Source organism: Streptomyces sp. NPDC037203 (genome assembly GCF_055605065.1).
Genome location: NZ_JBVJUC010000001.1, coordinates 348,408 through 372,901, shown reverse-complemented (window position 1 = coordinate 372,901; position 24,494 = coordinate 348,408). Strand labels below are relative to the sequence as shown.

General features: G+C 72.7%; 22 protein-coding genes. 8 read left to right on the top strand and 14 right to left on the bottom strand.

Going from position 1 to position 24,494, the window contains the following annotated elements; genetic code table 11:
- Positions 1-85: 85 nt before the first annotated feature.
- The 3 genes from ACZ7EC_RS01520 to ACZ7EC_RS01510 all read left to right on the top strand — a co-directional run bounded on the left by ACZ7EC_RS01520 (position 86) and on the right by ACZ7EC_RS01510 (position 4,615).
- Entirely contained in the window at positions 86-1,549 is a 1,464-nt protein-coding gene (locus tag ACZ7EC_RS01520) for an aminotransferase class I/II-fold pyridoxal phosphate-dependent enzyme (protein ID WP_471056192.1), read from the top strand.
- A 424-nt stretch (positions 1,550-1,973) separates the two neighbouring features.
- On the top strand, positions 1,974-4,238 hold the full coding sequence (locus ACZ7EC_RS01515) for a catalase (RefSeq protein ID WP_471056188.1): 2,265 nt from the start codon (positions 1,974-1,976) through the stop codon (positions 4,236-4,238).
- Positions 4,239-4,372: 134 nt separating this feature from the next.
- Positions 4,373-4,615, top strand: a complete 243-nt coding sequence (locus tag ACZ7EC_RS01510; RefSeq protein ID WP_471056186.1) for a chaplin — start codon at positions 4,373-4,375, stop codon at positions 4,613-4,615.
- Between the two features lie 49 nt (positions 4,616-4,664).
- Here ACZ7EC_RS01510 and ACZ7EC_RS01505 read toward each other — a convergent pair whose 3' ends face one another.
- The 11 genes from ACZ7EC_RS01505 to ACZ7EC_RS01455 all read right to left on the bottom strand — a co-directional run bounded on the left by ACZ7EC_RS01505 (position 4,665) and on the right by ACZ7EC_RS01455 (position 15,906).
- Positions 4,665-6,332, bottom strand: coding sequence for a PP2C family protein-serine/threonine phosphatase (locus ACZ7EC_RS01505; protein ID WP_471056183.1), 1,668 nt, complete (start codon positions 6,330-6,332; stop codon positions 4,665-4,667).
- A complete protein-coding gene (locus ACZ7EC_RS01500; RefSeq protein ID WP_471056180.1) occupies positions 6,329-7,366 on the bottom strand; it encodes a SpoIIE family protein phosphatase in 1,038 nt (345 codons plus the stop codon). Before ACZ7EC_RS01500 ends, ACZ7EC_RS01505 begins: the two co-directional genes overlap by 4 nt.
- On the bottom strand, positions 7,363-7,809 hold the full coding sequence (locus tag ACZ7EC_RS01495; RefSeq protein ID WP_471057789.1) for an ATP-binding protein: 447 nt from the start codon (positions 7,807-7,809) through the stop codon (positions 7,363-7,365). The genes ACZ7EC_RS01500 and ACZ7EC_RS01495 overlap by 4 nt, the downstream gene beginning before the upstream one ends.
- Entirely contained in the window at positions 7,809-8,189 is a 381-nt protein-coding gene (locus ACZ7EC_RS01490) for an STAS domain-containing protein (RefSeq protein ID WP_471056177.1), read from the bottom strand. The genes ACZ7EC_RS01495 and ACZ7EC_RS01490 overlap by 1 nt, the downstream gene beginning before the upstream one ends.
- Complete coding sequence (locus ACZ7EC_RS01485; protein WP_471056175.1) at positions 8,186-9,082, bottom strand: STAS domain-containing protein; 897 nt, start codon at positions 9,080-9,082, stop codon at positions 8,186-8,188. The genes ACZ7EC_RS01490 and ACZ7EC_RS01485 overlap by 4 nt, the downstream gene beginning before the upstream one ends.
- Before the next feature lie 372 nt (positions 9,083-9,454).
- Positions 9,455-10,642 (bottom strand): acyltransferase family protein, encoded by a 1,188-nt coding sequence (locus ACZ7EC_RS01480; protein WP_471056172.1) that lies wholly within the window; start codon positions 10,640-10,642, stop codon positions 9,455-9,457.
- Positions 10,643-10,908: 266 nt separating this feature from the next.
- Complete coding sequence (locus ACZ7EC_RS01475) at positions 10,909-13,281, bottom strand: MFS transporter (RefSeq protein ID WP_471056169.1); 2,373 nt, start codon at positions 13,279-13,281, stop codon at positions 10,909-10,911.
- Positions 13,278-13,721: a MarR family winged helix-turn-helix transcriptional regulator gene (locus ACZ7EC_RS01470; RefSeq protein ID WP_471056166.1), complete on the bottom strand. Its 444-nt coding sequence runs from the start codon at positions 13,719-13,721 to the stop codon at positions 13,278-13,280. Before ACZ7EC_RS01470 ends, ACZ7EC_RS01475 begins: the two co-directional genes overlap by 4 nt.
- A gap of 202 nt (positions 13,722-13,923) precedes the next feature.
- On the bottom strand, positions 13,924-14,340 hold the full coding sequence (locus tag ACZ7EC_RS01465; RefSeq protein ID WP_471056162.1) for a hypothetical protein: 417 nt from the start codon (positions 14,338-14,340) through the stop codon (positions 13,924-13,926).
- A 146-nt stretch (positions 14,341-14,486) separates the two neighbouring features.
- A complete protein-coding gene (locus tag ACZ7EC_RS01460) occupies positions 14,487-14,708 on the bottom strand; it encodes a ferredoxin (RefSeq protein ID WP_471056160.1) in 222 nt (73 codons plus the stop codon).
- Between the two features lie 7 nt (positions 14,709-14,715).
- A complete protein-coding gene (locus ACZ7EC_RS01455; protein ID WP_471056157.1) occupies positions 14,716-15,906 on the bottom strand; it encodes a cytochrome P450 in 1,191 nt (396 codons plus the stop codon).
- 135 nt (positions 15,907-16,041) lie between these two features.
- Between ACZ7EC_RS01455 and ACZ7EC_RS01450 the strand changes: the two genes are divergently transcribed.
- Positions 16,042-16,764, top strand: a complete 723-nt coding sequence (locus ACZ7EC_RS01450; RefSeq protein ID WP_471056154.1) for a TetR/AcrR family transcriptional regulator — start codon at positions 16,042-16,044, stop codon at positions 16,762-16,764.
- A gap of 96 nt (positions 16,765-16,860) precedes the next feature.
- Here the strand turns inward: ACZ7EC_RS01450 and ACZ7EC_RS01445 are convergent, their stop codons facing one another.
- Positions 16,861-17,553, bottom strand: coding sequence for a TetR/AcrR family transcriptional regulator (locus tag ACZ7EC_RS01445; RefSeq protein WP_471056152.1), 693 nt, complete (start codon positions 17,551-17,553; stop codon positions 16,861-16,863).
- Positions 17,554-17,621: 68 nt separating this feature from the next.
- On the opposite strand from ACZ7EC_RS01445, the gene ACZ7EC_RS01440 reads away from it, so the two are divergent.
- A complete protein-coding gene (locus ACZ7EC_RS01440) occupies positions 17,622-18,488 on the top strand; it encodes an SDR family NAD(P)-dependent oxidoreductase (RefSeq protein WP_471056149.1) in 867 nt (288 codons plus the stop codon).
- A 42-nt stretch (positions 18,489-18,530) separates the two neighbouring features.
- Here the strand turns inward: ACZ7EC_RS01440 and ACZ7EC_RS01435 are convergent, their stop codons facing one another.
- A complete protein-coding gene (locus ACZ7EC_RS01435) occupies positions 18,531-19,799 on the bottom strand; it encodes an LmeA family phospholipid-binding protein (RefSeq protein WP_471056146.1) in 1,269 nt (422 codons plus the stop codon).
- 168 nt (positions 19,800-19,967) lie between these two features.
- Between ACZ7EC_RS01435 and ACZ7EC_RS01430 the strand changes: the two genes are divergently transcribed.
- A complete protein-coding gene (locus ACZ7EC_RS01430) occupies positions 19,968-20,753 on the top strand; it encodes an SDR family NAD(P)-dependent oxidoreductase (RefSeq protein WP_471056144.1) in 786 nt (261 codons plus the stop codon).
- A 14-nt stretch (positions 20,754-20,767) separates the two neighbouring features.
- On the opposite strand, the gene ACZ7EC_RS01425 is transcribed toward ACZ7EC_RS01430, so the two are convergent.
- A complete protein-coding gene (locus ACZ7EC_RS01425; RefSeq protein ID WP_471056141.1) occupies positions 20,768-22,285 on the bottom strand; it encodes an MFS transporter in 1,518 nt (505 codons plus the stop codon).
- Between the two features lie 172 nt (positions 22,286-22,457).
- On the opposite strand from ACZ7EC_RS01425, the gene ACZ7EC_RS01420 reads away from it, so the two are divergent.
- Together ACZ7EC_RS01420 and ACZ7EC_RS01415 are read left to right on the top strand one after the other, a co-directional pair.
- Complete coding sequence (locus ACZ7EC_RS01420) at positions 22,458-22,730, top strand: hypothetical protein (RefSeq protein WP_471056138.1); 273 nt, start codon at positions 22,458-22,460, stop codon at positions 22,728-22,730.
- A 128-nt stretch (positions 22,731-22,858) separates the two neighbouring features.
- Positions 22,859-24,364 carry an MFS transporter gene (locus tag ACZ7EC_RS01415; RefSeq protein WP_471056136.1) on the top strand — a complete coding sequence of 502 codons (1,506 nt, stop codon included), beginning with the start codon at positions 22,859-22,861 and terminating at the stop codon, positions 24,362-24,364.
- Positions 24,365-24,494: the final 130 nt, after the last annotated feature.

The window sequence follows — 24,494 nt, the reverse complement described above, 5'->3', positions numbered from 1 at the left end:
CGGCCGTGCCCCGCCCTCATGGGTTTGACCCCGCCCGACCGGTGCAACCCGTGCGGCACGGCACCGATCAGAAGGACGGCACGGCATGGACCATTCGCGCGCACCCGTACTGGAGTCCCTCCAGGAGTTCCGGCGCCGGGGAGACGTGGTGTTCGGACCGCCCGGACACAAACAGGGACGCGGCACCGACCCGCGGGTCGCCGACATCCTCGGTCTCGACGTCTTCCGCTCCGACGTGCTCAGCCTGAACGGCCTCGACGACCGCCGCCAGTCCCAGGGCGTGCTGGAACAGGCCCAGGAGCTGATGGCGGACGCCGTCGGCGCCGAACACGCCTTCTTCTCCACCTGCGGCAGCTCCCTGTCGGTCAAGACCGCGATGCTGTCGGTCGCCGGGCCGGGGGAGAAGCTGCTGCTGTCCCGCAACGCCCACAAGTCGGTCATCGCCGCGGTGATCATCAACGGCGTGGAGCCGGTCTGGGTCCACCCCAAGTTCGACACGAAGCGCCATCTGGCCCACCCGCCGGAGCCCGACGACGTACGGCGCAAACTGCGTGAGCACCCCGACGCCAAGGGCATGCTGCTGATCACACCCACCGACTGGGGCACCTGCGCCGACATCCGCGGTGTGGCCGACGCCTGCCACGAGCTGGACGTACCGCTCATCGTGGACGAGGCGTGGGGCGCCCATCTGCCCTTCCACCCCGGCCTGCCCACCTGGGGCATGGACGCCGGCGCCGACCTCGTGGTCACCAGCGTCCACAAGATGGGCGGCGCCATCGAGCAGAGTTCCGTCTTCCACCTCCAGGGCGACCGCGTCGATCCCGCCGTCCTCAAACAGCGCGAGGACCTGCTCGGCACCACCAGCGCCTCCTCCCTGGTGTACGGCGCCCTGGACGGCTGGCGGCGCCAGATGGCCGAGCGGGGCCGCGAGCTGCTGGACGCCGCTCTGCACCGCGCCGAACGGATCCGCGCCGTGCTGCGCGAGATCCCCGGCCTCGACGTGATGGGCGGCGAGGTCATCGACGAGGGACTGGCCGCCGAATTCGACCCCATGAAGATCGCCGTGGACGTACGGGACCTCGGCATCAGCGGCATGCAGGCCACCGAGTGGCTGCGCGCCCACTGCCACGTGGACATGGGCGGCTCGGACAGCTGCCGGATCAACGCCTCGATCACCTACGCCGACGACGACGAGACCGAGAAGATCCTCGTGGACTCGCTGCGCGCCCTGGTCGACCACGCCGGCTCGATCGAACGGCGGCCCGCGGTGCACCTGCCCGAGCCCGCCGTCCTCGAACCGGAACAGGCGATGCTGCCCCGCACGGCCTTCTTCGGGCCCGCCGAGCAGGTGCCCGCCGAGCGCGCCGCCGGGCGGATCGCCGCCGAGATGATCAGCCCCTACCCGCCCGGCGTACCGGTCGTGGCGCCCGGCGAGGTCATCACCGACGAGGTGGTGGACTACCTGCGCAGCGGGGTCGAGCACGGCTTCCTGATCGCGGACGCCGCGGACCCCTCGCTGAAGACCCTGCGCGTCGTGGCCCGCGACTGACCCTCGGAGCCGTCCCCGACCCGTGCCGGGTCCCCGGTGTGCCCGAGCGGCCGTCCCGGACTGCGCGCCTGCGGGCCAGCCCCTAGGGTGTCGTATGCGGGCGGCCGGGTGCTGCCCTCCACCGGGTCAAGAAACCGGCCCCCGACCAACCCGCCCTCGGCAAAGGGGACTTGACCCTGCCCGAGCGGTCTCCGGGTCCGGACCAGCGTGTCCGGCGGGTCAGCTGTCCCGGCAACGCGACGGGAGACGGCCCGACTTCACCCCGGCCGGAAATCCCCCGATTCCCGGTTTCGGACGCCCCGGCCCGGGGACCTCGGTACCACGCCTGGCCCGCCCCCTCATATGAACTTCCGGCCGGAGTTGTCCGGCCGACCGCGTCCCGCCGCGCCGGGCCCGTCTCCTGACCAGCGAAGGATTGGAACTGATGAGCGAGAAGAACCCCCTGAAGCGAGCGGCGGACGCCCTGAAGGGCGCGGGCGAGACTCCCGAGGAGGGCATCCCCGGCAAGCCGGGAATCGAGTCGCCGCCGGTCGCCGAGCCGACCGAGGCCCGTGAACCGCTGCCCCCCAAGCCCGACCAGACCGGCCCCGACACCGTCTCGCCGACCGGCCAGCCCACCGGCGCCGACCAGGCCCGGATGGCCCAGAGCGGCAGCTATCTCACCAACGCGCAGGGCACCCGCCTTTCCGACACGGACCACTCCCTGAAGGCGGGACCGCGCGGCCCGGTCCTGCTCCAGGACCACCATCTGCGCGAGAAGGTGATGCACTTCGACCACGAGCGCATCCCGGAGCGTGTGGTGCACGCCCGCGGCGCCGGCGCCCACGGCGTCTTCCGCAGCTACGGCACGGCGGCCAATGTCACCAAGGCGGCCTTCCTCGCCGAGGACGTCGAAACCCCGGTGTTCGTGCGCTTCTCCACGGTCCTCGGCTCCCGTGGCTCCGCCGACACCGTCCGCGACACCCGTGGCTTCGCCACGAAGTTCTACACCAGCGAGGGCGTCTTCGACCTGGTCGGCAACAACATGCCGGTCTTCTTCATCCAGGACGCGATCAAGTTCCCGGACGTCATCCACGCCGGCAAGCCGCACCCCGACCGGGAGATCCCGCAGGCACAGAGCGCCCACGACACCTTCTGGGACTTCGTCACCCTGCACACGGAGGCCACCCACCACACCCTGTGGAACATGTCCGACCGGGGCATCCCGCGCTCGTACCGCACCATGGAGGGCTTCGGCGTCCACACCTTCCGCCTGGTCAACGCGGCCGGCGAGACCACCCTGGTGAAGTTCCACTGGAAGCCGAAGCTGGGCGTGCACTCCCTGGTGTGGGAGGAGGCGCAGATCATCGGCGGCGTGGACCCCGACTTCCACCGCCGCGACCTCGCCGACGCGATCGAGGCGGGCGCCTACCCCGAATGGGAGTTCGGCATCCAGGTCTTCCCCGACACCCCCGACCAGACCTTCGAGGGCATCGACCTGCTGGACCCGACGAACATCGTCCCCGAGGAACTGGCCCCGGTGCAGCCGATCGGGCTGCTCACCCTCGACCGCAACCCCTCGAACTTCTTCGCCGAGACCGAGCAGGTCGCCTTCCACGTCGGCCACCTCGTCCCCGGCATCGACATCACCGACGACCCGCTGCTGGCCGGGCGCCTCTTCTCCTACCTGGACACCCAGATCACCCGCCTCGGCGGCCCCAACTTCCCGCAGATCCCGATCAACCGGCCGCACGCGCCGGTGAACGACATGCTGCGCGACAGCTTCCACCAGACCGCCGTGCACCGCGGTGTGGCCCCCTACCGCCCCAACTCCCTCGACGGCGGCTGCCCGTTCATCGCGGGCGCCGACATGGGCGCCTACGTCGAGGCGCCGGTACGGGTGCCGGAGGCGACCAAGGTCCGCGAGGCCCCGGAGTCGTTCGCCGACCACTTCAGCCAGCCGCGCCGGTTCTGGCTCAGCATGAGCCCGGTGGAGCGCGAGCACATCATCGGCGCCTACACCTTCGAGCTGGCCAAGTGCTACGAACAGGCCATCCGGGAGCGGGCGTTGCAGGTCCTCGCGAACATCGACCCCGAGCTGTGCGCGGGTGTCGCCGCCGGGCTCGGCCTGCCCGCCCCCGAGCCCACCGAGCCGCTCGCCGACGTCGAGCCCAGCCCCGCCCTGTCCCAGGTCGGCCACACCTGGCCCACCGACGGCCGGGTCATCGGCATCATCACCGGCGAGGACGGCGACCTCGACGGCGTGGCGGCCGTCCGCCAGGCGGTACTGGACGGCGGCATGGTCCCGCTCGTCATCGCACCCAAGGGCGGCAAGCTCGGCTCCGGCGGCGACGCCCTGACCGTGCAGCGGACCTACGCCACCGCGCGCTCCGTGGAGTTCGACGCCCTGCTGGTGGCGGGCACGCCGGGCGTCGGCGAGGACGCGTACGGCGCCCGCGACGCCAAGGCCGGTCTGCCCTCGAGCCCCTCCACCCCGGACCCGCGGGTGGGGCTGCTGCTGGCGGAGGCATACCGGCACGGCAAGGCCATCGGCGCCGCCAAGGGCGGTCAGGCGGCGCTGGAGGCGGCCGGCCTCCCGCTCGACGCCCCCGGCGTGATCGCCGGCGACGACGCGACCTCGGTGCTCCAGCAACTCGTCGGGCTGCTGGGCGCGCACCGGGTCTGGGAGCGCTTCCCGTCCGCCGCCTGATCCGGACGAAAGCCCCCAGCCGGGGTGGTTCCCTCCGAAGGGGGCCACCCCGTCGGCGTATCCGGAGAGGCGGACACCGCGGGGGCCGGGTGTGATGGTGCTGTCCCTAACCTTTCGACCAGTAAGGCAGATTCATGCGCATCCGCAGCATCGCCACCACGGCCGTACTCACAGGCGTCTTCGCGCTGGGCGGAGCCGCCGGCGCCTTCGCGGCCGACCCCGACCCGACGACCGGTACGGCCGTGGGCAGTCCGGGCGTCGTGTCCGGGGATGTCATCCAGCTCCCGATCCACGTCCCCGTCAACGTCTGCGGCGACAGCATCGACGTCATCGGTCTGCTGAACCCGGCCACCGGGAACACCTGCGTCAACCAGTGACGGCACACCCGTGCGCCGGTCCCCCGCCGGGGACCGGCGCACGGGCGCGTCAGGGAGCGGTACGGCAGAGCAACAGGCAGATGTCGTCGTCGTGTTCGGAATCCCGCAGCATCGGCTTGAGCAGCAGGTCGGCCGCCGCGTCCAGTTGATCGAGCTCCGCCGTGCCGAGCGCGCCCAGGGCCCGCCCCAGCCGCTCGATGCCCGCGTCGATCCCGGCGGACCGGCGCTCCACCAGGCCGTCCGTGTAGAGCGCGAGCGTGGCACCGGCCGGCAACTCCTCGCGGTGCTCCTCGTACTCGTAGGACACCGGTACCCCGAGCATGATCCCCGGCTTGGCGTCCAGCACCCGCACCTCGCCGCCGGGGCCGCGCACCAGCGCCGGCGGATGACCGGCCGCCGCCCAGACCACACCGGGCTCGCCGGGCGTGAACCGGGCGATGGCACAGGTCGCGTACAGCTCCGGCTGCTGATGGCGCAGCATCCGGTGCAACAGGGTGAGGATGCGGGCGGGCCCGTTGCCCTCGACCGCGTAGGCGCGCAGCGCGGTACGCAGCTGGCCCATGATCACCGCGGCCCGCAGCCCGTGCCCGGTGACGTCCCCGATCACCGCCAGCACACTGCCGTCGGGTCCGGGGAACGCGTCGTACCAGTCGCCGCCGATGTTCAGCCCGTGCGTGGCCGGGAGGTAGCGCGCCGCGAGCGCGAGCCCCGCGGTGTCCGGCAACTCGGTGAGCTGGGCGCGCTGCAGGGCCTCGGCGACGTCCCGGTGCTGCTCGTACTGGCGGGCGTTGTCCAGCGCGATGCCCGCCCGCCGGGCCAGCTCCAGCAGCATCACCGCGGTGTCCGGCGCGAACCGTTCGCCGGGCGCCCACAGGGTCAGTACGCCCTGCACGGTGCGCGCGCCGAGCGGCAGGCACAGCAGCGGCCGGTCCGGGGAGAGCGCGGAGGCCGGCAGATCGTTCACCCCCGGCAGGCCACCGGGGTGCGGCGCCGCGTGCTGGGGGCGCCCGGTGCGGGCGGCCGTCACCGCGGCCGCGGCGCGTTCGGCGGGCGGGGTCCGCTCGTCGTCCATCAGCCATACGTCCACATGCCGGGCGTACTCCGGCACGAGCAGCTTGGGCAGCCGGCGCAGGATGTCCTCGTGGTCGAGGGAGGCGTTGAGCGAGGCGCTGGCGTCGGCGAGGAAGGTCAGCAGCCGGCGGGCGTTCTCCGCCTCGGCGCGGGCCGTCCGCTCGGCGTCGAGCAGCTCCCGCTGTGCCCGCGCGGCCGCCTCCAGCTCGGCGTGCAGCGCGAGCACGCCCTGGTTGGTCTGGTGCAACTCCTCGCGGTGGAACCGGACCAGCTCCTCCGCCTCGTCCAGCCCCGCGAGGAGGCCGGTGGTGTCCTCGCCCGCGCACAGCAGCGCCTCGGCGAGGTCCGCCTCGGTCAGGTCGCCGGGCCGGGACAGCGGCCGGGGCGGGGGAGAGGGGCAGGCCAGCCTGTGCTGCCAGGGGTCGGGCCCGTCCACGGCGACGCGGAGGTCCTCACCGGCGGTCACGATCAGCCGCAGCCGCCGCCCCTCCCGGCACGGCCGCAGCCGGTCGGTCAGCGCGGCCAGGAAGCGGGCGCGGTCGCGGGCCGGCACCCCCGCGTCCGCAGTGAGCCGGGCCAGCAGCGCACGGGCGCGGGCCGCGTCGACGGGGCCGCTCAGGGTCCAGGTATCGGTGGTCGTGGTCATGGGTGCCGGTCCGGGGCCAGTACGGCGACGCTGGTGTCGTCGCGCGGGGGGCGGGCGGGGCTGCCGGCGTCCCGCAGGACGGTCGCGGCCAGCACCGACGGATCGTGGGCGAGCAGCCGCGGGTCGTCGGGCGGGGTCCAGCGGCTGGGCAGCCCGTCACTGTGCAGCACGAGCAGACTGTCCCGGTCCCACGGCGCCCGGCGCAAGGGGACGTGCGCCGGGAAGTACGCCCCGACGATACCCGGATGCGACACCAGCGACGTCCACCCGTCCGGGGTACGCAGCCGGCCTCCTATGTTGCCGACCCCGACGAAGCCGATCTCCCCCTTCGCCGTGTCCACCTGGGCCACGGCGACCGCGGCCCCGCGGGTGGGGCGCAGCGCCGCGTGCAGCCGCCGCAGGATCTCCTGGGGCGGCAGGGACGCGGACCGGCGCAGCTCCGTGACCGCCGCGACGGAGGCGTGCGCCGCCTTGGGCCCGTGCCCCAGCCCGTCCGCCAGCAGCAGGGTCACCCGCTCCTCGTGGCGCACGCACTCCCAGGCGTCACCGCAGGTCCCGGCTCGGTCGAGCGCGATGACGACGCCGCCGGCCGAGGGCCCCCGTTCGGCCCCGCCGTCCCGTGTGCGCTCCGCGTCGATCCGGGCCGTCGCCACGGTGCCCCGGCCCGGAGCTCCGTACAGCTGGAAGGCGTCGGCGTTGCGCAGACAGCTGCCGAGGCCCGCGCCGAGGGAGGGCCCGGCGGTGGTGCAGCCGTCGCGCAGGGCCGCCGTGACATCGGCGATGCCCGGCCCGTGATCCAGCGTGAACAGCCGTACCGAGGTGCCCGTGCCCGACGGCGGTGTCACCAGGTTGACCAGCAGGGTGCCGCCCCCCGCGTGCCGGAGCAGATTGGTGGCCAGCTCGGTCGCCACCAGCTCCCCGGCCGCCGTACGCTCCGGGTCGAGCCCGGCCTCCGCGCACGCCTCACGGACCGCCGAACGGGCGTCCCGGACGCGCGTGGGGTCGTGCACCGGAACCTCCCACACCCGGCTCATCCCAGCCCCGCTCGCGAGGCGGGCACCTGGGTCACCCAGGCGACGGCCGTGACGGTGGTGCCCCGGCCCGGCTCGGTGTCCACGCTGAACTCCTGCACCAGCCGCTTGGCACCGCTGAGGCCGAGCCCCAGACCGCCGCCGGAAGTGTAGCCGTCGGTCATGGCCAGCTCCAGATCGCGGATGCCGGGGCCGCTGTCGATGAAGCGCATGCTCAGGCCGCGGGCGCGGCCGTTCTCCAGCGGGGTGATCTCCGCGTGCCCGCCGCCGCCGTGCACCAGGGTGTTGCGGGCCAGCTCGCTCGCCGCCGTGACCAGCTTCGTCTGCTGCACCAGACCGAATCCGAGGGCCGCCGCGCACTGCCGCACCTGCTGCCGCACCCAGGCCAGATCCGCGTCCGAACCGATGGGCACGATGGTCGCGGACGCCTGGCCGGACGGCTGCATCATCTCCCCCTCTGGGAGAGCACTTCCATGGCCCGGTCGACGTCCAGCGCGGTGGTCAGACCGGGCAGCGCGAGGCCCAGCTCGACCATGGTGATCGCGACGGCCGGCCGCATTCCGGCGAGGACGGTGCGGGCGGCGAGCAGCCGGGCGGTGGACGCGATCTCCGCGAGCACCCGGCCGAGGAAGGAGTCGACGATGTCCACTCCGGAGATGTCGATGATCACTCCGCAGACCCCGGTGGTGGCGACGCGGTGGCTGAGGTCCTGCTGCAACTGCTCGGCGAGACCGTCGTGCAGTTCGCCCTGGAGCGAGACGAGCAGTATGTCGCCGAGGGTGAGCACCGGCACGGGGGCCGGATGGATCGGGGCGGGCTCGTTCACCGGGAGTTCGTACCTGTCTGCGCACGGGAGACCTCGATGCCCTGCCGGCTCAGCGCGTAGGCCAGCGCGTCGGCGAGCGAGGCGCGGGTGAGCACCGAACCCAGGTCGATGCCGAGCTGCACGATCGTCTGCGCGATCGCCGGGCGGATACCGGAGACGATGCACTCGGCCCCCATCAGTCGCGCGGCGGCCACCGTCTTCATCAGGTGCTGCGCGACCAGCGAGTCCACCGTGGGCACGCCGGTGATGTCCAGGATGGCGTACCGGGCGCGCTGGTCGACGATGGCTTCCAGCAGCGACTCCATCACGATCTGGCTGCGCGCGCTGTCCAGGGTCCCGATCAGCGGGACGGCGACGGTGTGCTCCCACAGTTTGATGACGGGGGTGGCCACTTCGAGCAGCTGCTGGCGCTGCCGCTCGATCAGCTCGGCGCCCGAGTCCAGGGCGGTCTCCAGTACGACCAGACGCAGGGTGCCCAGCAGCAGGGTCAGCGTCAGCACGCATTCCTGGGCCTGCGGGGCGGTCGGGTCGGCGAACTCCTCGCGCAGCAGGTCGACGGCGGGGGCGCGCAGCGCGGCCACCTCGCCGGCGATGCCGGACGGTGTCGCACCGGCGCGGGCCCGGTGCTGGGTCATCCGGCCCAGCTGCTCGCGCACCGGCTCGTATCCGGGCGCCCCGGTGTCCTCCAGGCGTCCGCTCACGGCCACGTCGGACAGGGCGTCCACGACGGCCTTGCTGGCCTCGACCGCCTCGTCACGGGAGACGGTGAACACCGACCTGAACAGGGGCGCGTCCGCCCATCGCTGGGCGATCTGCTCCTGGCGTCGCTCCAGGAAGGAACCGACCAATCGCGGCGCCGATGCGGCCGCGTCCTGTTCCTCCGGCACTGTCACACTCTCCTCTCACCCAACCGGGAGCCGCCGGCCGGCAGCTGATCTTCACCAGTGGGGCACCCTAGCCCCAGCCTCCCGGCCGGACCAACCCGAGAAGGGCGCTGACGTGCCAACTTCCCCTTTCGCAAGGCGAGTTCGCGGCATCAGCCGACCCGGTGACCACCTTCCCGGCACCGGCACCCGCTCCCATCCGGCGCGGCTGCCGGGTGGCCGTCTACCCCGCATCGCGCGAGACGTGCCCGACTGTTGCGGATATCACTCTTCCGGGTGCGCGTGCCCCGCAGGCGGCGGCTCCACGGGGCGAAGCAGGGCCCCCGGACGGCATCTGGCGCCGACCGAGGGCCACTCTTCCGGGGGCTCGGCGGCTCCCGCTCAGTCCGGCGTGCCCGCGGGGGCCTCCCGGCGTGCCGGAACCGGGTCCGGCCGCGGCGCCTGCTGCGCGGCGGACCGCCGGCGGCGCAGCAGTAGCCGTCGGGCCGGGCACTCGACCGCCTCGTACAGCACCCAGGACAGCCCCAGCGAGACGGCGAACGCGGACGCGGTGACGGCGAGCCCCGCGAGGATCCCGAAGTGGGGCTTGGTGCCCAGGAGATTGGTGGTGGACCGCAGCACCAGCAGATGGATCATGTAGAAGGCGAACGACAGTTCCCCGAGCCGCACCAGCCGCCGGTGCCGCCACAGCGACGGCAGCCCGTCCAGGTCGGCGACCGCCGCCGCCGGGATGAGCAGGGCGAACCCGGTGAGGGTGCACGCCGTGGCGGAGTAGCCGGGGGTGACCTGGGGCACCAGGAAGTAGCCGATGATCGCCAGCGCGAGCGACGCCTCCAGCCCCGGACCGCGCCACCGGCCGAGCAGCACCAGCCGCGCGGTGACCGCGCCGAGCACGAACTCGGGCATCCGGGCGGCGGGGAACGAATAGAGCGTGTACGTCCACCAGTGGTGCGCGTCCGACCAGGCCAGCACCAGCACCGAGACCGCCGCCAGGCCGCCCAGCGCGGCCAGCGCGCGCGCCCCGAGGCGGCGCAGCAGCGGGATCAGCAGCGGGAAGGCGGCGTAGAAGAACGCCTCGCAGGCCAGCGACCAGCTGACCGGGTTGAGCGTCTGCCACCAGGGGTGCCACCAGGAGTGCAGGAGCAGGACGTTGGCGAGCGCCGGCTCGGGCGCGGGATCGCCCTGGTGCGCCAGGGTGAGGGCCATCAGCAGGGCCACGGCGAGGGTGACCAGGTGCACCGGGTAGATCCGGGCGATGCGCCGGCGCCAGAAGGCGAGTGGTCTGTCGCCCGGCCGGGCCGACCACGTCAGGACGAATCCCGACAGGATGAAGAAGAACGACACCCCGGTGGCACCGGCGCCGAACCCCCAGCCGACCAACTGGCCGCCGGTGCCGCCGAAGTAGCCGAAGTTGTTGACGTGCAGCCCGAACACCAGCAGCGCCGCCATCCACCGCAGCCCCGTCAGGGACGGCAGGGAGGGATTGGCGGCGGGTGGTACACGGGCATTCGCCGTGCCGGTCGGAGCGAGCGGCGTCGTCCGGAGCGTCCGGGTCGTCGCCGTGGTCATCGAATCACCTGCCGCAGAGGGTTGGCGTGAGGAACGAAGGGGACTGCTGCCCGCTTCTCCCCCTTCCATCACATCGCATGCCGAACATCACACAGATGCCGAACGAGGCAACCCCGCACGCGCCACGGACATCACACCCGCTACACCCGGACGAGGGACACGGTCTCCACCGCTTGGCGGTCCCCCCTTCGGCGCCACGCCATGGTGCGCGCGCACGCGAAAGGGGCGCGGCTCCTTGGAACCGCGCCCCTCGGCCGTCCCCGGCGTCAGTCGGTGTCCGGGTGCCCCACGTGCAGGTCCACCTCGCACGACGTGCCCTCGCCCAGCGTCACGTCCGCGAGGACGGGACCGTAGCCCGAGGTGACGACGGTGTACGCCCCCGGAGCCAGGTTCCGCAGGGTGTACGCGCCGTCGGCGTCCGTCGCGGCGGAGGCGACCACCTCGCCCGAGGCGCTCAGCAGGGTGATGCGCGCGTCCGGGACCGGCTGCCCGGTGTGCTCGTGGCGCACCGTGCCGTGGACCCTGCCCAGGCCCGCCAGGGTGACGTCCGGTACGACGGGCCCGGCGTCGGCGTCGAGTTGCACGGCCCGTGGATGGTGCCCGGCGGCCGAGACCACCAGGGTGTACGACGACGGCTCGCCCGGCGCCAGTTCGTATCGGCCGTCGGTACCGGTGCTGCCGAGCGCCCGCTGCCGGCCGGAACGGTCGACCAGGGTGAGGGTCGCCCGCGCGATGGGCTGCCCGGCGCTGTCGTACACCCGGCCGCGCACCACCCCGGCGGCGGGCGGCGCGGTGGTCGTCGCCGCGCGCTTGTCCTCGACGTCCTCGACGTCCTCGACGTTCTCGACGGCGCTCCGGGTCTGCCCGGCTGCCGCGGGCGAGGCCGGCGCGGGGGAGGGCGCGCCCGCCGGCACCGGCTCCGTCCGGCGGCCGCGGATCAGCGACGCGCCCGCCGCCGCCAGCGACATCGCGATGGCGAGGGAGAAGACCACGACCAGGCCGTCGTGGAACGGCTGGGAGATCAGGTGGGGGAAGAACTCGCGGCCGGTGAGATGCGCCGCGGCGGACGGGGACAGGTGGCTCAGGATGTCCGGGCCGAGCAGGTGCTGGATCGGGTTGTAGCCGAGGAACGCGGCGAACAGGACCCCGACCGGCGGGAGTTGGGCCACCGTGTGCGCGGCCCCCGCGGGCACGCCCTGGGCGGTCAGACCGGTGGTGAGGGTGTCGGGGAGGGTTCCGGCGAGCCCCGCGACCATGAGCGAGAAGAACACGCCCATGGACAGCACCATGCCCGCGTTCTGGAAGGTGGCGCGCATCCCGGAGGCCGCGCCGCGGGCGTCGGCCGGCACGCTGGACATGATGATCGCCGTGTTGGGGGCGGCGAACAGACCGCCGCCGAGCCCGTTGAGGAAGATCAGCGCCGCGAACACCCAGTAGGAGAAGTCGCTCGGCAGGACGAGCAGTCCGGCGAACGACACCGCCATCACCAGGAAGCCGCAGGCCGCGAACAGCCGCGCCCCGAACTTGTCCGACAGCGCTCCCGACAGCGGCCCGGCGAGCAGGAAGCCGATGGTCAGCGGAAGCATGTAGATGCCCGCCCACAGGGGGGTGTCGGCGTAGTCGTACCCGTGCAGCGGCAGCCAGATGCCCTGGAGCCAGATGATCAGCATGAACTGCAGGCCGCCGCGGGCGATCGCACCGAGCAGGGTGGCCGCGTTGCCGCCGGCGAAGGCCGCGTCGCGGAACAGCCGCAGCGGGAACATCGGTTCGGGGACCTTGGCCTCCACCAGGCAGAACACCGCGAGCATCACGGCGCCGCCGATCAGGCCCGCCAGCACCCAGGGGTTGGACCAGCCCATGGTGTGGCCGCCGTACGGCTGGATGCCGTAGGTGATCCCGGCGAGCAGCGCGGTCAGGCCGAGGGCGAAGGTGATGTTGCCCCACCAGTCCATCCGGCCCGGCCTGCGGATGCCGGTCTCGTGCAGCGACTTGTACGCCCACACCGTGCCGATCAGGCCGATGGGCACGTTGACCCAGAAGATGGAGCGCCAGTTCCAGGTGACCAGCACACCGCCGAGCACCAGACCGAGGAACGAACCGGCGATGCCCGCCACCATGTTGACGCCGAGGGCCATGCCGCGCTGGCGCGCCGGGAAGGCGTCGGTGAGGATCGCCGCCGAGTTGGCCATCAGCATCGAGCCGCCGACGGCCTGCACGATGCGCCAGCCGATCAGCCACAGTGCGCCGCTGCCGCCGTGGAACGGGTCGAGCGAGAGGATCACCGAGGTCAGCGTGAAGATCAGGAAACCCGCGTTGTAGATGCGGACCCGGCCCATCATGTCGCCGAGCCGGCCGAGCGCCACGACCAGCACCGCGGTGACGAGCATGTAGCCCATCAGCATCCACAGCAGATAGCTGACGTTGGCGGGTTCCAGCGGGTCCAGGCGGATGCCGGTGAAGATGCCGGGCAGCGAGATCAGCACGATCGAGCTGTTGATCGTGGCGATCAGCATGCCCACCGTGGTGTTGGTCAGCGCCACCCATTTGTAGCCGGGGTGGTCGGCGCCGATCCAGCCGCGCCGGCGGTGTTGCCCGGTCTCGGCGGCGCCGGGTATGCGGTCGGTCTCCCTGGTCGTCATCGGTCGCTCCCGGTCTCGGGCCGTTCGGGCAGGTGGGCGCTCTGGGCGGACGGAGTGCTCCGGGCGGGGTCGGCGAGCATGCGCTGCACGAGCGGGGCGACGACGCGCATGGCGTCGGCGAGCGCGTGCCGGTCGTCGTCCGGCAGCTTGGCCATCAGGTCGGCCAGGCGTGCGTCCCGCGACCGCCGGCGGGCGGCGAGCACCCGGCGCCCGGCGTCCGTGACGGCGATCAGCGTCACCCGGCCGTCCACCGCGTCATCGACGCGCATGACCAGGTCCTGGCGTTCCAGCCGTTGCACCAACTGGCTCATCGACGGCTGGGCCACGCCCTCCGCCGCCGCGAGGAGCGTGAGCCGGACCGGGCCCTCGCGTTCCAGCCGCGCCAGTGTGGAGGCCGCGGTGAAGCTGAGGTCCCGGTGGTCCGTCACGACTCTGATCACGGCAGACGCCGTCTCCGCCAGTGACTGTGCGGTCCGGTGTACATCCGCATCTCTGTGAGAGTGATCCACACTCTTTAAGTATCACCCGCCTATATAGGAACCCTATGAAAATCTTCGTAAGAAGTTCCGGACGCGCCGGTGCCGGGACGGTGGATCCGTCCCGGCACCGGTCTCTCGGGGGTGTGCGCGGAAAAGCGGTCGCTCAGCGGACCGTGACGTTGAAGACCGGGGACGCCGTGCTGCCGCTGACCATCCGCAGCTCGTTCTTGCCCTTCTGGCCCAGCTCGACGCGGAGCGCGTAGGAGCCGCCGCGGTTGACGGGCGTGGACGCGGGCAGGGCGACCCACTTGCCGCGCTGCTTCTGCTGGAGAGTCACCGTGCTGCCCGCCTTGATGCCGGTGGTCTTGCCCGTGATCCGGAAGAGGGTCCAGGCGGGTACCGAGGACACCGACGGCGTGGCCGTGATGGCGGGCTTGGCGGTCGCGGCCGCGGGGGCGGCGGCAGCCGCCGTGTGGGTGGCCGGGGTGGCGGCCATCGCCGAGCCCGCGAGGGCGAGCGAGGCCGCGCCGAGGACGCCGACGACGGCAACGCGCAGGAAACGCCGCTTCGTGACCATCATGAATCTGTCCTTTTCTGTGGTGAGTTCGACTGTTCACGCCAAAGGAGAGGAACATGCCGATTGGCGCGGTCACTTGGAACGACGACACCACGGGCGCGGGCGTTCACTGCTGGTTTGTCCCTGTCTTGTAACAGCCGGTCCCGGCGTCATCCGCGGGGCCCGATCTCCTTCCCGTCGGCGTCCTGCACGGTGATGGCCTGCATCGGGCAGATGTCGGCTGCCTCCAGGGCGCGCTCCTCGCCCTCCGGGATCCGCTCGCGCACCGGACGCGCATGGTCGCCGTCGAGGACGAACAGGTCCGGCGCGGTCCCCGCGCACATCCCGGACCCCATGCACTGCCCCCGGTCCACGCTCAGTCGCCAGCTCATCGCCGCCTCACCAGCCCACCGGCATGACGCGGGGCCCGCGCACCAGCATCTCGGTCTTCCAGGTGATGTCGCCGGCGAGGTGCAGCGCCGGGAAGCGGGCCACCAACGCGCCGATGGCCTCCTGGAGTTCGAGCCGGGCGAGCGGCGCACCGAGGCAGTGGTGCACGCCGTGGCCGAAGCCGAGGTGCCCGTTGCCGGCGCGGGTGAGGTCGAGCCTTCCGGCCTCGGTGAAGCGCAGCGCGTCCCGGTTGGCCGCCCCGATGGCGACCAGCACCGGCTCCCCGGCCCGTACCAGGGTGCCGCCGACCTCGACGTCCTCCTTGGCGTACCGGGCCTGACCGGCTCCGCTGCCCAGCGGCACGAACCGCAGCAGTTCCTCGATCGCGCCGGTGATCAGCTCGGGCTCCGCGCGCAGCTGTGCCAGCGCCTGCGGGTGATCGAGCAGGGTGAGCACGAAGTTGGGGATCTGGGTGGCGGTGGTCTCGTGACCGGCCACCAGGATGCCCACGCACAGGTCGACCAGTTCCAGCTCCGACAGCCGGTCGCCGTGGTCGCGGGCCTCGATCAGCGCCGTCATCAGGTCGTCCTGCGGCTCGGCCCGGTGCGCGGCGATCAACTCGGCCATGTAGGCGCGCAGTTCCTCGCGGTTGCGGTCGAACTCCTCGGCCGTCAGCGAGCTGGTGGACAGCGCCGCGTCGCTCCACGCGCGGAACTGGGGGCGGTCGCGCTCGGGCACTCCGAGCAGCCGGCAGATCACCGCCACCGGGATGGGCAGCGCATAGTGGTCGACCAGGTCGACGGGCGGCCCCGCCGCCTCCATCGCGTCCAGCAGGGACGCCGTCAACTGGCGTACCTGCGGCCGGAGTTTCTCCACCTGGCGCACGGTGAACGCCTTCGCCACCAGCGAGCGCAGCCGGGTGTGGTCGGGTGGGTCCATGCTGAGGATCCCGCTGTCCCGGCGGCCCTCGGAGGCCCGCGGCTCGTCGTGTTCGAGGCTCAGCGCACGGCTGAACCGCTGGTCGCCGAGGACCAGCCGGGCGTCCGCGTACCGGGTGGCGAGCCAGGCCGGCTCCCCGTACGGCATCCGTACGCGCAGCAGTCCGGGGGTGTCACGGGCGCGGTCGTACGCCTCGGACAGATCGAGGTCCTGGCCGGAGTTGAAGGGGTAGGCGAGGGGTGCCTGGTCCGTTGCCGTCACAGCTGTCTCCCTTGTGTAAGCACACGCTTACAACGCTAGGAGCCGCGCACCGGGCGCGCAACGACGCTAATCGGCCGTTACTCTGCGGGTCCCGGTCGGGAAGCGCGCGGGCGCGAGGCGGCGAAGGAGCAGCGGGTGGACGGCGGCGAGTACACGCAGGACCGGCACCGGAGCGCCGGCGGCGCTTCGGACGGGGAGCCGCCGCAGCGCCCGCGTGACGCCAGGGAGACCCGCGCGCGCATCCTGCGCGCGGCCGGCGCGGTCTTCGCCGAGCGGGGTTACGAGGCCGCCACCGTCCGGGACATCGCCGCCCGCGCCGGGGTGAACCAGGCGCTCATATTCCGCTACTTCGGCTCGAAGAAAGCCCTGCTCACCGAGGTGATGGCACAGGACGGCAAGGCGCAGGTGAGCAGCACCCCGCCCGAGCTGCTGTTCGAAACGGCGCTGCGCGGCGTCCTCGCGCCCCAGGGCGGCGCCGACGCGGACCGGCTGCTGGCCGTCTACCTCCGCTCCATCGGCGGCGCCGACGCAGCCCCGGAGACGGTCCGCGCGCTGGGCGAGGAGTACGCCGCCGCACTCGCCGCCCTCTCGGGGGCCGAGGACGGCACCCTGCGCGCCCAGCTCGCCATGGCCTGGCTGCTCGGCATCGGCCTCATGCGCGTCGTCGTCGGCCAGGAACCACTGGCGAGCGCCGACCCGGACACGGTCTGCGCGCACGTCCTCGCGGCACTGGACCGGCTGCTGCCGGTGGTGCCGGGCGAGGAGAGGGGGGCGGGGCCGGGGGCCACTCCGGGGGAGGAGACGAGGGCGGGGACGGGGGCGGGACCGCAGGAGGAGCGGCCCGGCGCGCGCCCGTAACCGCCGAGGTACGGCATCGGGTGCGGGCGCGGTGGCATCCGCCGTCCGGTCTCGGCGGGCGCCCCCGCCGGTCTCGGGTGGCCACGGCCCCCGGACTCAGGTGGCCGGCGCCCGCCGCCCTCCGGTGGCCGCCGCCGATCTCACCCCGAGCCCCGTGAGATACGCGCCGAGCACCCGGTTCAGCCGCGGCTCCACCTCCACCACCGCGTGGGCCAACCGGGGATCGCCGGCGTACAGCTCCCGCAGGCGGGGGCCGGGCGTGGCCATCTGCCACAGCGCCCCGGCGAGACTCGTCGCCGTCGCGATCGTGTCGACGCCCTGCAACTCGTCGAGACCGAGCAGCCGCCCCAGTTCGCCGACGATCAGCTCGACCTCCTTCAGGGTGACGAGCTTGAAGGAGCGCACCGACTCGGTCGACACGTTCCGCTCCAGGTTGAGCGGCGCCTGCGCGAGCAGGTCGCAGAACATGGGGCGCGCCGCCAGCGTGCCCGCGAACACGGCCGCGACCTCGGCGGGCGTGGCCTCGGCCCGCCGCCCCAGGTCGGCGCGGAGCTCCGCGGACCAGTCCCGCCAGCCTTCGGCGGTCAGCGCGAGGAAGATCTGCTCCCGCGTCTCGAAATAGCGCAGCAGCGCGGACTTGTGCATGCCCACGGCCGCGGCGATGTCCGTGAGGGTGACGTCCCGTACCCCCCGCACCCGGCCGAGCGTCCGGGCGGCGTCCAGGATCGCCGCTTCCCGTGCCTGTTTGGCCTCGGCACTGCGCGCACGCTGAAAGGCAGGCTCACTCATGCGGACATCATAGGAAGCGTTAAGGCAACCGTGTTGCGTTAATAAGAGAACGGTGTTGTACTAACGCTATGAGTACACAGGATTCCCGCGTCTGGTTCATCACCGGCTCCTCGCGCGGCTTCGGCCGCGCCCTGGTCACCGCCGTGCTGGAGGCAGGCGACAGCGTCGTGGCCACCGCCCGCCGCCCCGAGGCGCTCGCCGCGGAACTCGCCGGGTACGGCGATCGCGTCCTGCCCCTCGCCCTGGACGTCACCAGTCCGGACGCGGCACGCGCGGCCGTCGAGGCGGCCGTCGCCCGCTTCGGGCGCGTCGACGTCCTCGTGAACAACGCGGGCTACGCGAACGTCTCGCCCATCGAGACGACGGAGGACGACGACTTCCGCGCCCAGTTCGAGACCAACTTCTGGGGCGTCTACCACGTCACCAAGGCCGCCCTCCCGGTCCTGCGCCGCCAAGGGGCGGGCACCGTCGTGCAGTTCTCCTCGATCGGCGGCCGGGTCGGCGGCTCGCCGGGCATCGCGTCGTACCAGGCGGCCAAGTTCGCCGTGGACGGCTTCAGCCGGGTGCTGGCGGCGGAGACCGCGCCGTTCGGGGTGCGGGTCATGGTGGTCGAGCCGAGCGGCTTCGCCACCGACTGGGCCGGCTCCTCCATGACCGTCCACGACGTGCCCGAGGCCTACGACGCGACCGTGGGTGCGATGAACCGGCTGATGCGGCAGCACACGGCCGGCGCGGCCGGTGACCCGCGCCGCGCCGCCGAGATCATCGTCCGCACCGTGCGGCGCGGCGACGTCCCGAGCCATCTCCTGCTCGGGGTGAACGCCGTGACCATGGCCCTGGACTACTCCCGGCGCCAGCTCGCCGAGGCAGGCGAGTGGGAGAAGGTCGGCCGCTCGGCCGACTTCGGCGAGCCCTACCCCGTGCCGCTCCCGTAGCGGGCGCCCGCGTGCGCGCGGGCCGGTCCCGTCCGGGGCCCCTCACTTGCCCAGCAGCAGCCCCGCCCCGCTGACGTAGACGTGCACCCCCGCCTTGTCCACCGCGACCCGCTGGACGCGCAGCGCGCCGGAGGGCGGTTCGGGGATCCGGAAGGCGAAGTCGAACCGGTCGGCGATCTGCGGGCGGGTCAGCTTGGTCAGCGAGGCGAGCAGGGAGAGGTCGACACCGAGCCGCTTGAGCACCTCGGGATGGGCGAGCGCCAGGTCCACCAGGTTCAGCCGGGTCAGCCGGTGCAGGAAGGGCGGTGCGTCGGTGAGCCGGTGGAGCTTGTCCTCGTCGTGCAGCGCCGCCTCCACCGTGCTGTCCGGCACGCCCAGGCGGTGCACGATCTCCGGGACGCCCAGCAGCGCCTTGATCTTGTCCGCCTCCCGTGCGACCCGGCGCGCGGCATTCCTGGTGAGGTGCAGCCCCTCGGTGCGGCCGGTGCCGGGCCGGTAGGTCGCGAGGTCGCCGATGTCCAGCCGCATCCCGTCCACCGAGGTGCTGATGCCGCGGTCCCCGTCGCGCCCGACACGGGCGTCGGCGCGCACCCGCACATCCTGTCCGGCGACGCGCAGCGAGCCGAGCGCCCTGATCCGGCCGGGGCCCAGCGCGCTGAACGACACCTGGGAAGCGCCCAGTTCACGGTTCATGTCGGCGAAGGAGAGCAGGACCTGGCCGTGCAACTGCCGGACGAGGGCGCCGCGTACGGCGGTCGGCCCGTCGCCGTCGATGCGTATGTCGTGCGCGGTGGCGGTGACCTGGGTCAGGGTGACCCGGTTCGCCGGCACGTCCGGGACGGTGATCCGGACCGAGTCCAGCCGCCGGTCGAGCAGTTGGGTCAGGAACGGGAAGCCGCCGATCCGCACTTCGGGCGCGGCGGTCAGATGCAGCCGGTCCTTGAGCCGGTCGGCGGCCTGGCGCTCGGCGTAGAGCAGCGCCCAGCGGTCGGCCAGGGCGACGAGGCAGGCGAAGGTGAGTGCCCAGACGGTCAGCCTGAGCAAGGTGGGCAGCCCGGTCGCGCGGTTGCGGCGGCGGCCCCGGCGCCGGTGGTCGGGCGGCGTCCAGGGCTCGTCGGCGTCCTCCTCCGGCCGGCCGGGGGCGTCCTCCGCGCGCAGGAAGTCGTCCAGCGCGCCGTCCGCCGGATCGCCGGGGGGATCGTCCGCGAGCGCCGCCAGTTCGTCGTACGGACTTCGCCCGGACGGAACCCGGTCGGGGCCGGGTCCGTCGGAGTGAGTGGTGTGATGCGTCGAGGTGTGGGGGGTACGCATCGGCAGATTTGATCACATAACCCTACCGGGCTCGCAACTCTGACGAGGGGCCCGACCGGGAATGGCCCGATTCGCACGCGTCATCGAACGATGCTCAACTCGCCTGCGCAAGGGCGCCGTTGGACACTGTCGGCGACGGGTCCGTGAAGGACGGAAAGGAAGACCTCCATGACGGCACGACAGGGCGGGCGTTTCGCGGGCAGGACGGCGGTGGTGACCGGCGGCAGCAGGGGGATCGGGGCGGCGGTCGCCGGGCGTCTGGCGGCGGAGGGGGCGGCCGTCGTCATCGGCTACCGCAGCAACCGGGAGGCGGCCGACGCGCTGGTCTCGGCGATCGAGGCGGACGGCGGCAGAGCCCTGGCCCACGGCGCGGACGTGGCCGACCCCGGCCAGAGCGAGGCGCTGATCGAGCGCGCGGTCACGGAATTCGGCCGACTGGACGTGCTGGCCTCCTGCGCCGGCATCGAGCACTTCGGCGCCCTGGAGGACCTCACCCCGGCCGACTTCGACCGCGTCTTCGCCGTGAACACCCGCGGCCAGCTGTTCGCCGCCCAGCACGCCGCCGCCCGGATGGGGGAGGGCGGCAGGATCGTGCTCACCTCCTCGGTCAGCGCCTCCCGCGCGGTCTTCGCCCACACCCTGTACGCCGCCTCCAAGGCCGCCGTGGAATCCATGGTCCTCAACCTCTCCGCGGAGCTGGGCCAGCGCGGCATCACCATCAACGCGATCGCCCCCGGCGGCACCGACACCGACATGGCCGCCGAGAACTCGGCCGGATACCAGCACCCCCGGTTGCGCGGCGAGATGCCGCTCGGGCAGTGGCTCTCGGTGCACGGCGCGCTCGGCCGGCTGGCCACGCCCGAGGAGATCGCCGCGGGCTACGCCTACCTGGCCGGCGACGACGCCGCGTACATGACCGGCCGCACCCTCGCCCTGGACGGCGGTTTCTTCTGAGCCCCCGCCACTGATCACGGCTGACCGGAGCGCACCGGGTCGTCGGCCGCCTCCCGCGGCCGCTTCCCGTCCCCCGAGCGCGTCAGCCGGTCCCGCTGCCAGTCGAACGTGGCGAGCGCCAGGGACGCCACCATGCCGATGAGCGCGGCGCCCAGTGCCATGACGACGGCGGTGCGGTAGTCGTGGTGCCGGCCGAGCATCAGGTAGTAGAGGCCGGGCAGCGCGGCCGTGCCCACCGCCGCGCCGAGCCGCTGCCCGGTCTGCAACGCGCCGCCCGCCGCGCCCGCCATCCGGACCGGTACGTCCCGCAGCGTCATCGTGAAGTTGGGCGAGACCACGAAGCCGCCGCCGATGCCGCCGAGGAACAGCACCGGAGCGGCGACCCAGGGCGCGATGCCCGGGTCCACGTAGTGCAGCAGCACCGCGGTGCCGCCGAGGCCGAGGATCACCCCCGCGAGACCGCACACGGTGAGCAGCCTGCCCAGCCGCTCCACCAGCCGCCCCGCGACCACGGCCGCGACCGCCGAGCCCACGGCGAACGGGGTCACGGCGAGTCCGGAGCGTAGCGGGGAGAAGCCCAGGCCGTGCTGGTAGAAGAGGGCGAAGACCAGCCACACCCCACTGAATCCGATGAAGTACAGCGTGCCGACGCCCGCGCCGACCGCGTAGCCGCGCACGGTGCTGAACAGCCGTGGATCCAGCAGCGGCTGGCCCCCCTTGGCCACCAGACGCCGCTGCCACTGCGCGAAGACCAGCAGCACGGCGACACCCGCGGGGAACAGCCACCACAGCCGGTCGAGCCCGCCGGAATCCGCCTGGACCAGCGGAAACATCAGCGCGAGCACCCCGAGACCGAGGAGCAGGACACCGGCGGCGTCCACATGGCCCCGGCCGGACCCCTGGACGCGCGGCAGCAGCCGGCGGCCGAGCAGCACGGCGAGGATGCCGATGGGGACATTGACGTAGAAGATCCACCGCCAGCCGTCGCTGCCGGAGGCCAGTGCGAGGATGGCGCCGCCGGTGATGGGCCCGACGGCCGAGGAGATGCCGACGGTCGCGCCGAAGAAGCCGAAGGCCCGCCCGCGCTCGGCACCCCGGAACAGCTGCTGGATGAGGGCGGAGTTCTGGGGCGCCATGAATCCGGCCGCGAGCCCTTGGGCGAGCCGGGCCACCACCAGCAGGGTGATGTCGGGGGCCGCCCCGCACGCCGCGCTGAACAGCACGAAGGCGCTGAGCGCGAGCAGGAAGATACGGCGCCGGTCCAGGGCGTCACCGAGCCGCCCGGCGGTGACGAGCGCGAGGGCGAAGGTGAGCGCGTACCCCGAGACCACCCACTGCACCTGGGCGGGGGAGGCCCCCAGATCCCGCTGGACGGTGGGCAGGGCGACCGCCACGATCGTCACGTCCAGCAGGCTCATGAAGCCCGCCACGAGCGTCACCCACAGGGCCCGCCACCGGCGCGGATCCGGCTGGTAACCGTCGTCCTGAGCCCCCTGGCCGCGGCCTTCCGCCGCCGGCGTCGACGTACTCACCTGGGCTCCTCTCGGCTGGGGCCCCGTCCGGAGGGTTCAGGTTCCCCGCCGGGGCTCGTGCACACACCTGTGGGTGCAACCGCGTAGGGCGGGAAGATAAACCGCCCCGCACCGGCCGGCGCTCCGGCTGCGGCAAGATCCCGTTGTCAGTGGCGGCTGTGAGACTTGGACCATGAACGGCGACGACGAGCAGCTGCTGCGCGGCCGGGTCTACGGCCATGACCACGAGGATCCGGGCCCGCGCCCGGACCGCAGGTATGCCGAACTGGTCGGCGGCCCCCTGGACGGCCTCCTCCTGGACATCACCGACCGGCCCGGCGACGCTCCCGCCACCGGCGTCCCGCTGCCGACCGAGCTGGGCCGGTTCGGCACCGGCGGGCGGGCGATATACACCCCGCGCCCCGGCGACCCCGGCCGCCTGGACTGGAGCGGCGACATCCCCTGAGGAGCACCGCACCGGAATGCCATCCACCCACAGTAGCCGACCGGGTGCGGTACGAAGCGGTGAGTTTGAGCGCGTGAGTTCTGCGCAGGCGTGCGTGTGCAATGCGTTTCGGCGAAAGGAACACCGTGATGACGGCGACTGACCACGACAATCCCGTGGATACGGCGGATCCCGCCGCGGTCAGACGCCACCGGATGCTCTTTCGTGCCATCGAGAAGCGGCGCAATCCGAAGCTGCGCCGCAGCGACATCACCGTGACCGACGAAGCGGCGGTCAAGCGCGCCACGAAGGCCGCCGCGCTCGGCAACGCGATGGAGTGGTACGACTTCGGCATCTACAGCTATCTCGCGGCGACCCTGGGCAAGGTGTTCTTCCCCTCGGGCAACCACACCGCCCAGTTGCTCAGCACCTTCGCGACCTTCGCGGTCGCCTTCCTGGTGCGGCCCATCGGCGGCATGGTCCTCGGGCCGCTCGGTGACAAGATCGGCCGCAAGACCATCCTCGCTCTCACCATGATCATGATGGCGATCGGCACCTTCGCCATCGGCCTGATCCCCTCGCACGCCGCCATCGGCGTCTGGGCCCCGGCCCTGCTGATCTTCTTCCGCCTGGTGCAGGGCTTCTCGACCGGCGGTGAGTACGGCGGCGCCTCCACCTTCATCGCGGAGTACGCCCCCGACAAGCGGCGCGGCTACTTCGGCAGCTTCCTGGAGTTCGGCACGCTCGCCGGCTACGTGGGGGCGTCCGGCCTGGTCGTCGCCCTGACCAGCTTCCTCAGCGACGACCAGATGCTGCACTGGGGCTGGCGCGTCCCCTTCCTGGTCGCGGCCCCGCTCGGCTTCATCGGCCTGTATCTGCGGCTCAAGCTGGACGAGACGCCCGCCTTCCAGAAGCTGGAGGGCGGCATGGCGAAGGCCACCGAGGCCGCCGACCCGGTGGAGACCTCGGCCGCCGCCGACCTCGGCAAGATCTTCACCCGCTACTGGCGGCCGCTGCTGCTGTGCGTCGCCCTCGTGGCGGCGTACAACATCACCGACTACATGCTGCTGTCGTACATGCCGACCTACTTGTCCGACGAACTCGGCTACGACACCAACCACGGCCTGCTGATCCTGCTGATCGTGATGGTCCTCCAGATGTGCGTCATCAACCAGGTGGGCCGCCTCTCGGACCGTTTCGGCCGCAAACCCCTGCTGATGGCGGGGATGCTCGGCTTCCTGGTGCTGTCGGTCCCGTCGTTCCTGCTCATCCGGCAGGGCGACATGGCTCTGATCGGCCTGGGCCTGCTGCTGATGGGCCTGTCCCTGGTGGCCATGCTCGGCACCATGTCCGCGGCCCTTCCGGCGATCTTCCCGACGCACGTCCGCTACGGCTCGCTGTCGGTCGGCTACAACTTCTCCACCTCGCTGTTCGGCGGCACCACCCCCCTGGTGATCACGGCCCTGCTCGGCGTCTTCCACACCAATCTGATGCCGGCCTTCTACGCCATGGGCGCGGCGGCCGTGGGCGTCATCGCCGTCCTGTGCATGACCGAGACGGCGAACAAGCCGCTGGCCGGCTCCCCGCCGTCGGTGGAGTCGGAGGCGGAGGCCGCCGAACTGGTGCGGTCCCAGTCGCCCGAACCCAAGTTCTGACCGTCCCGTCACCGCCGTCCCGTCACCGCCGTCCCGTGACCGCCGTCCCGTGACCGCCGTCCCACCGGGCGCCCCACTGCGCCCGGTGGGCCGGCGTGCGCGTCACCCGCCGCACCGCGGCTCCGGCTTG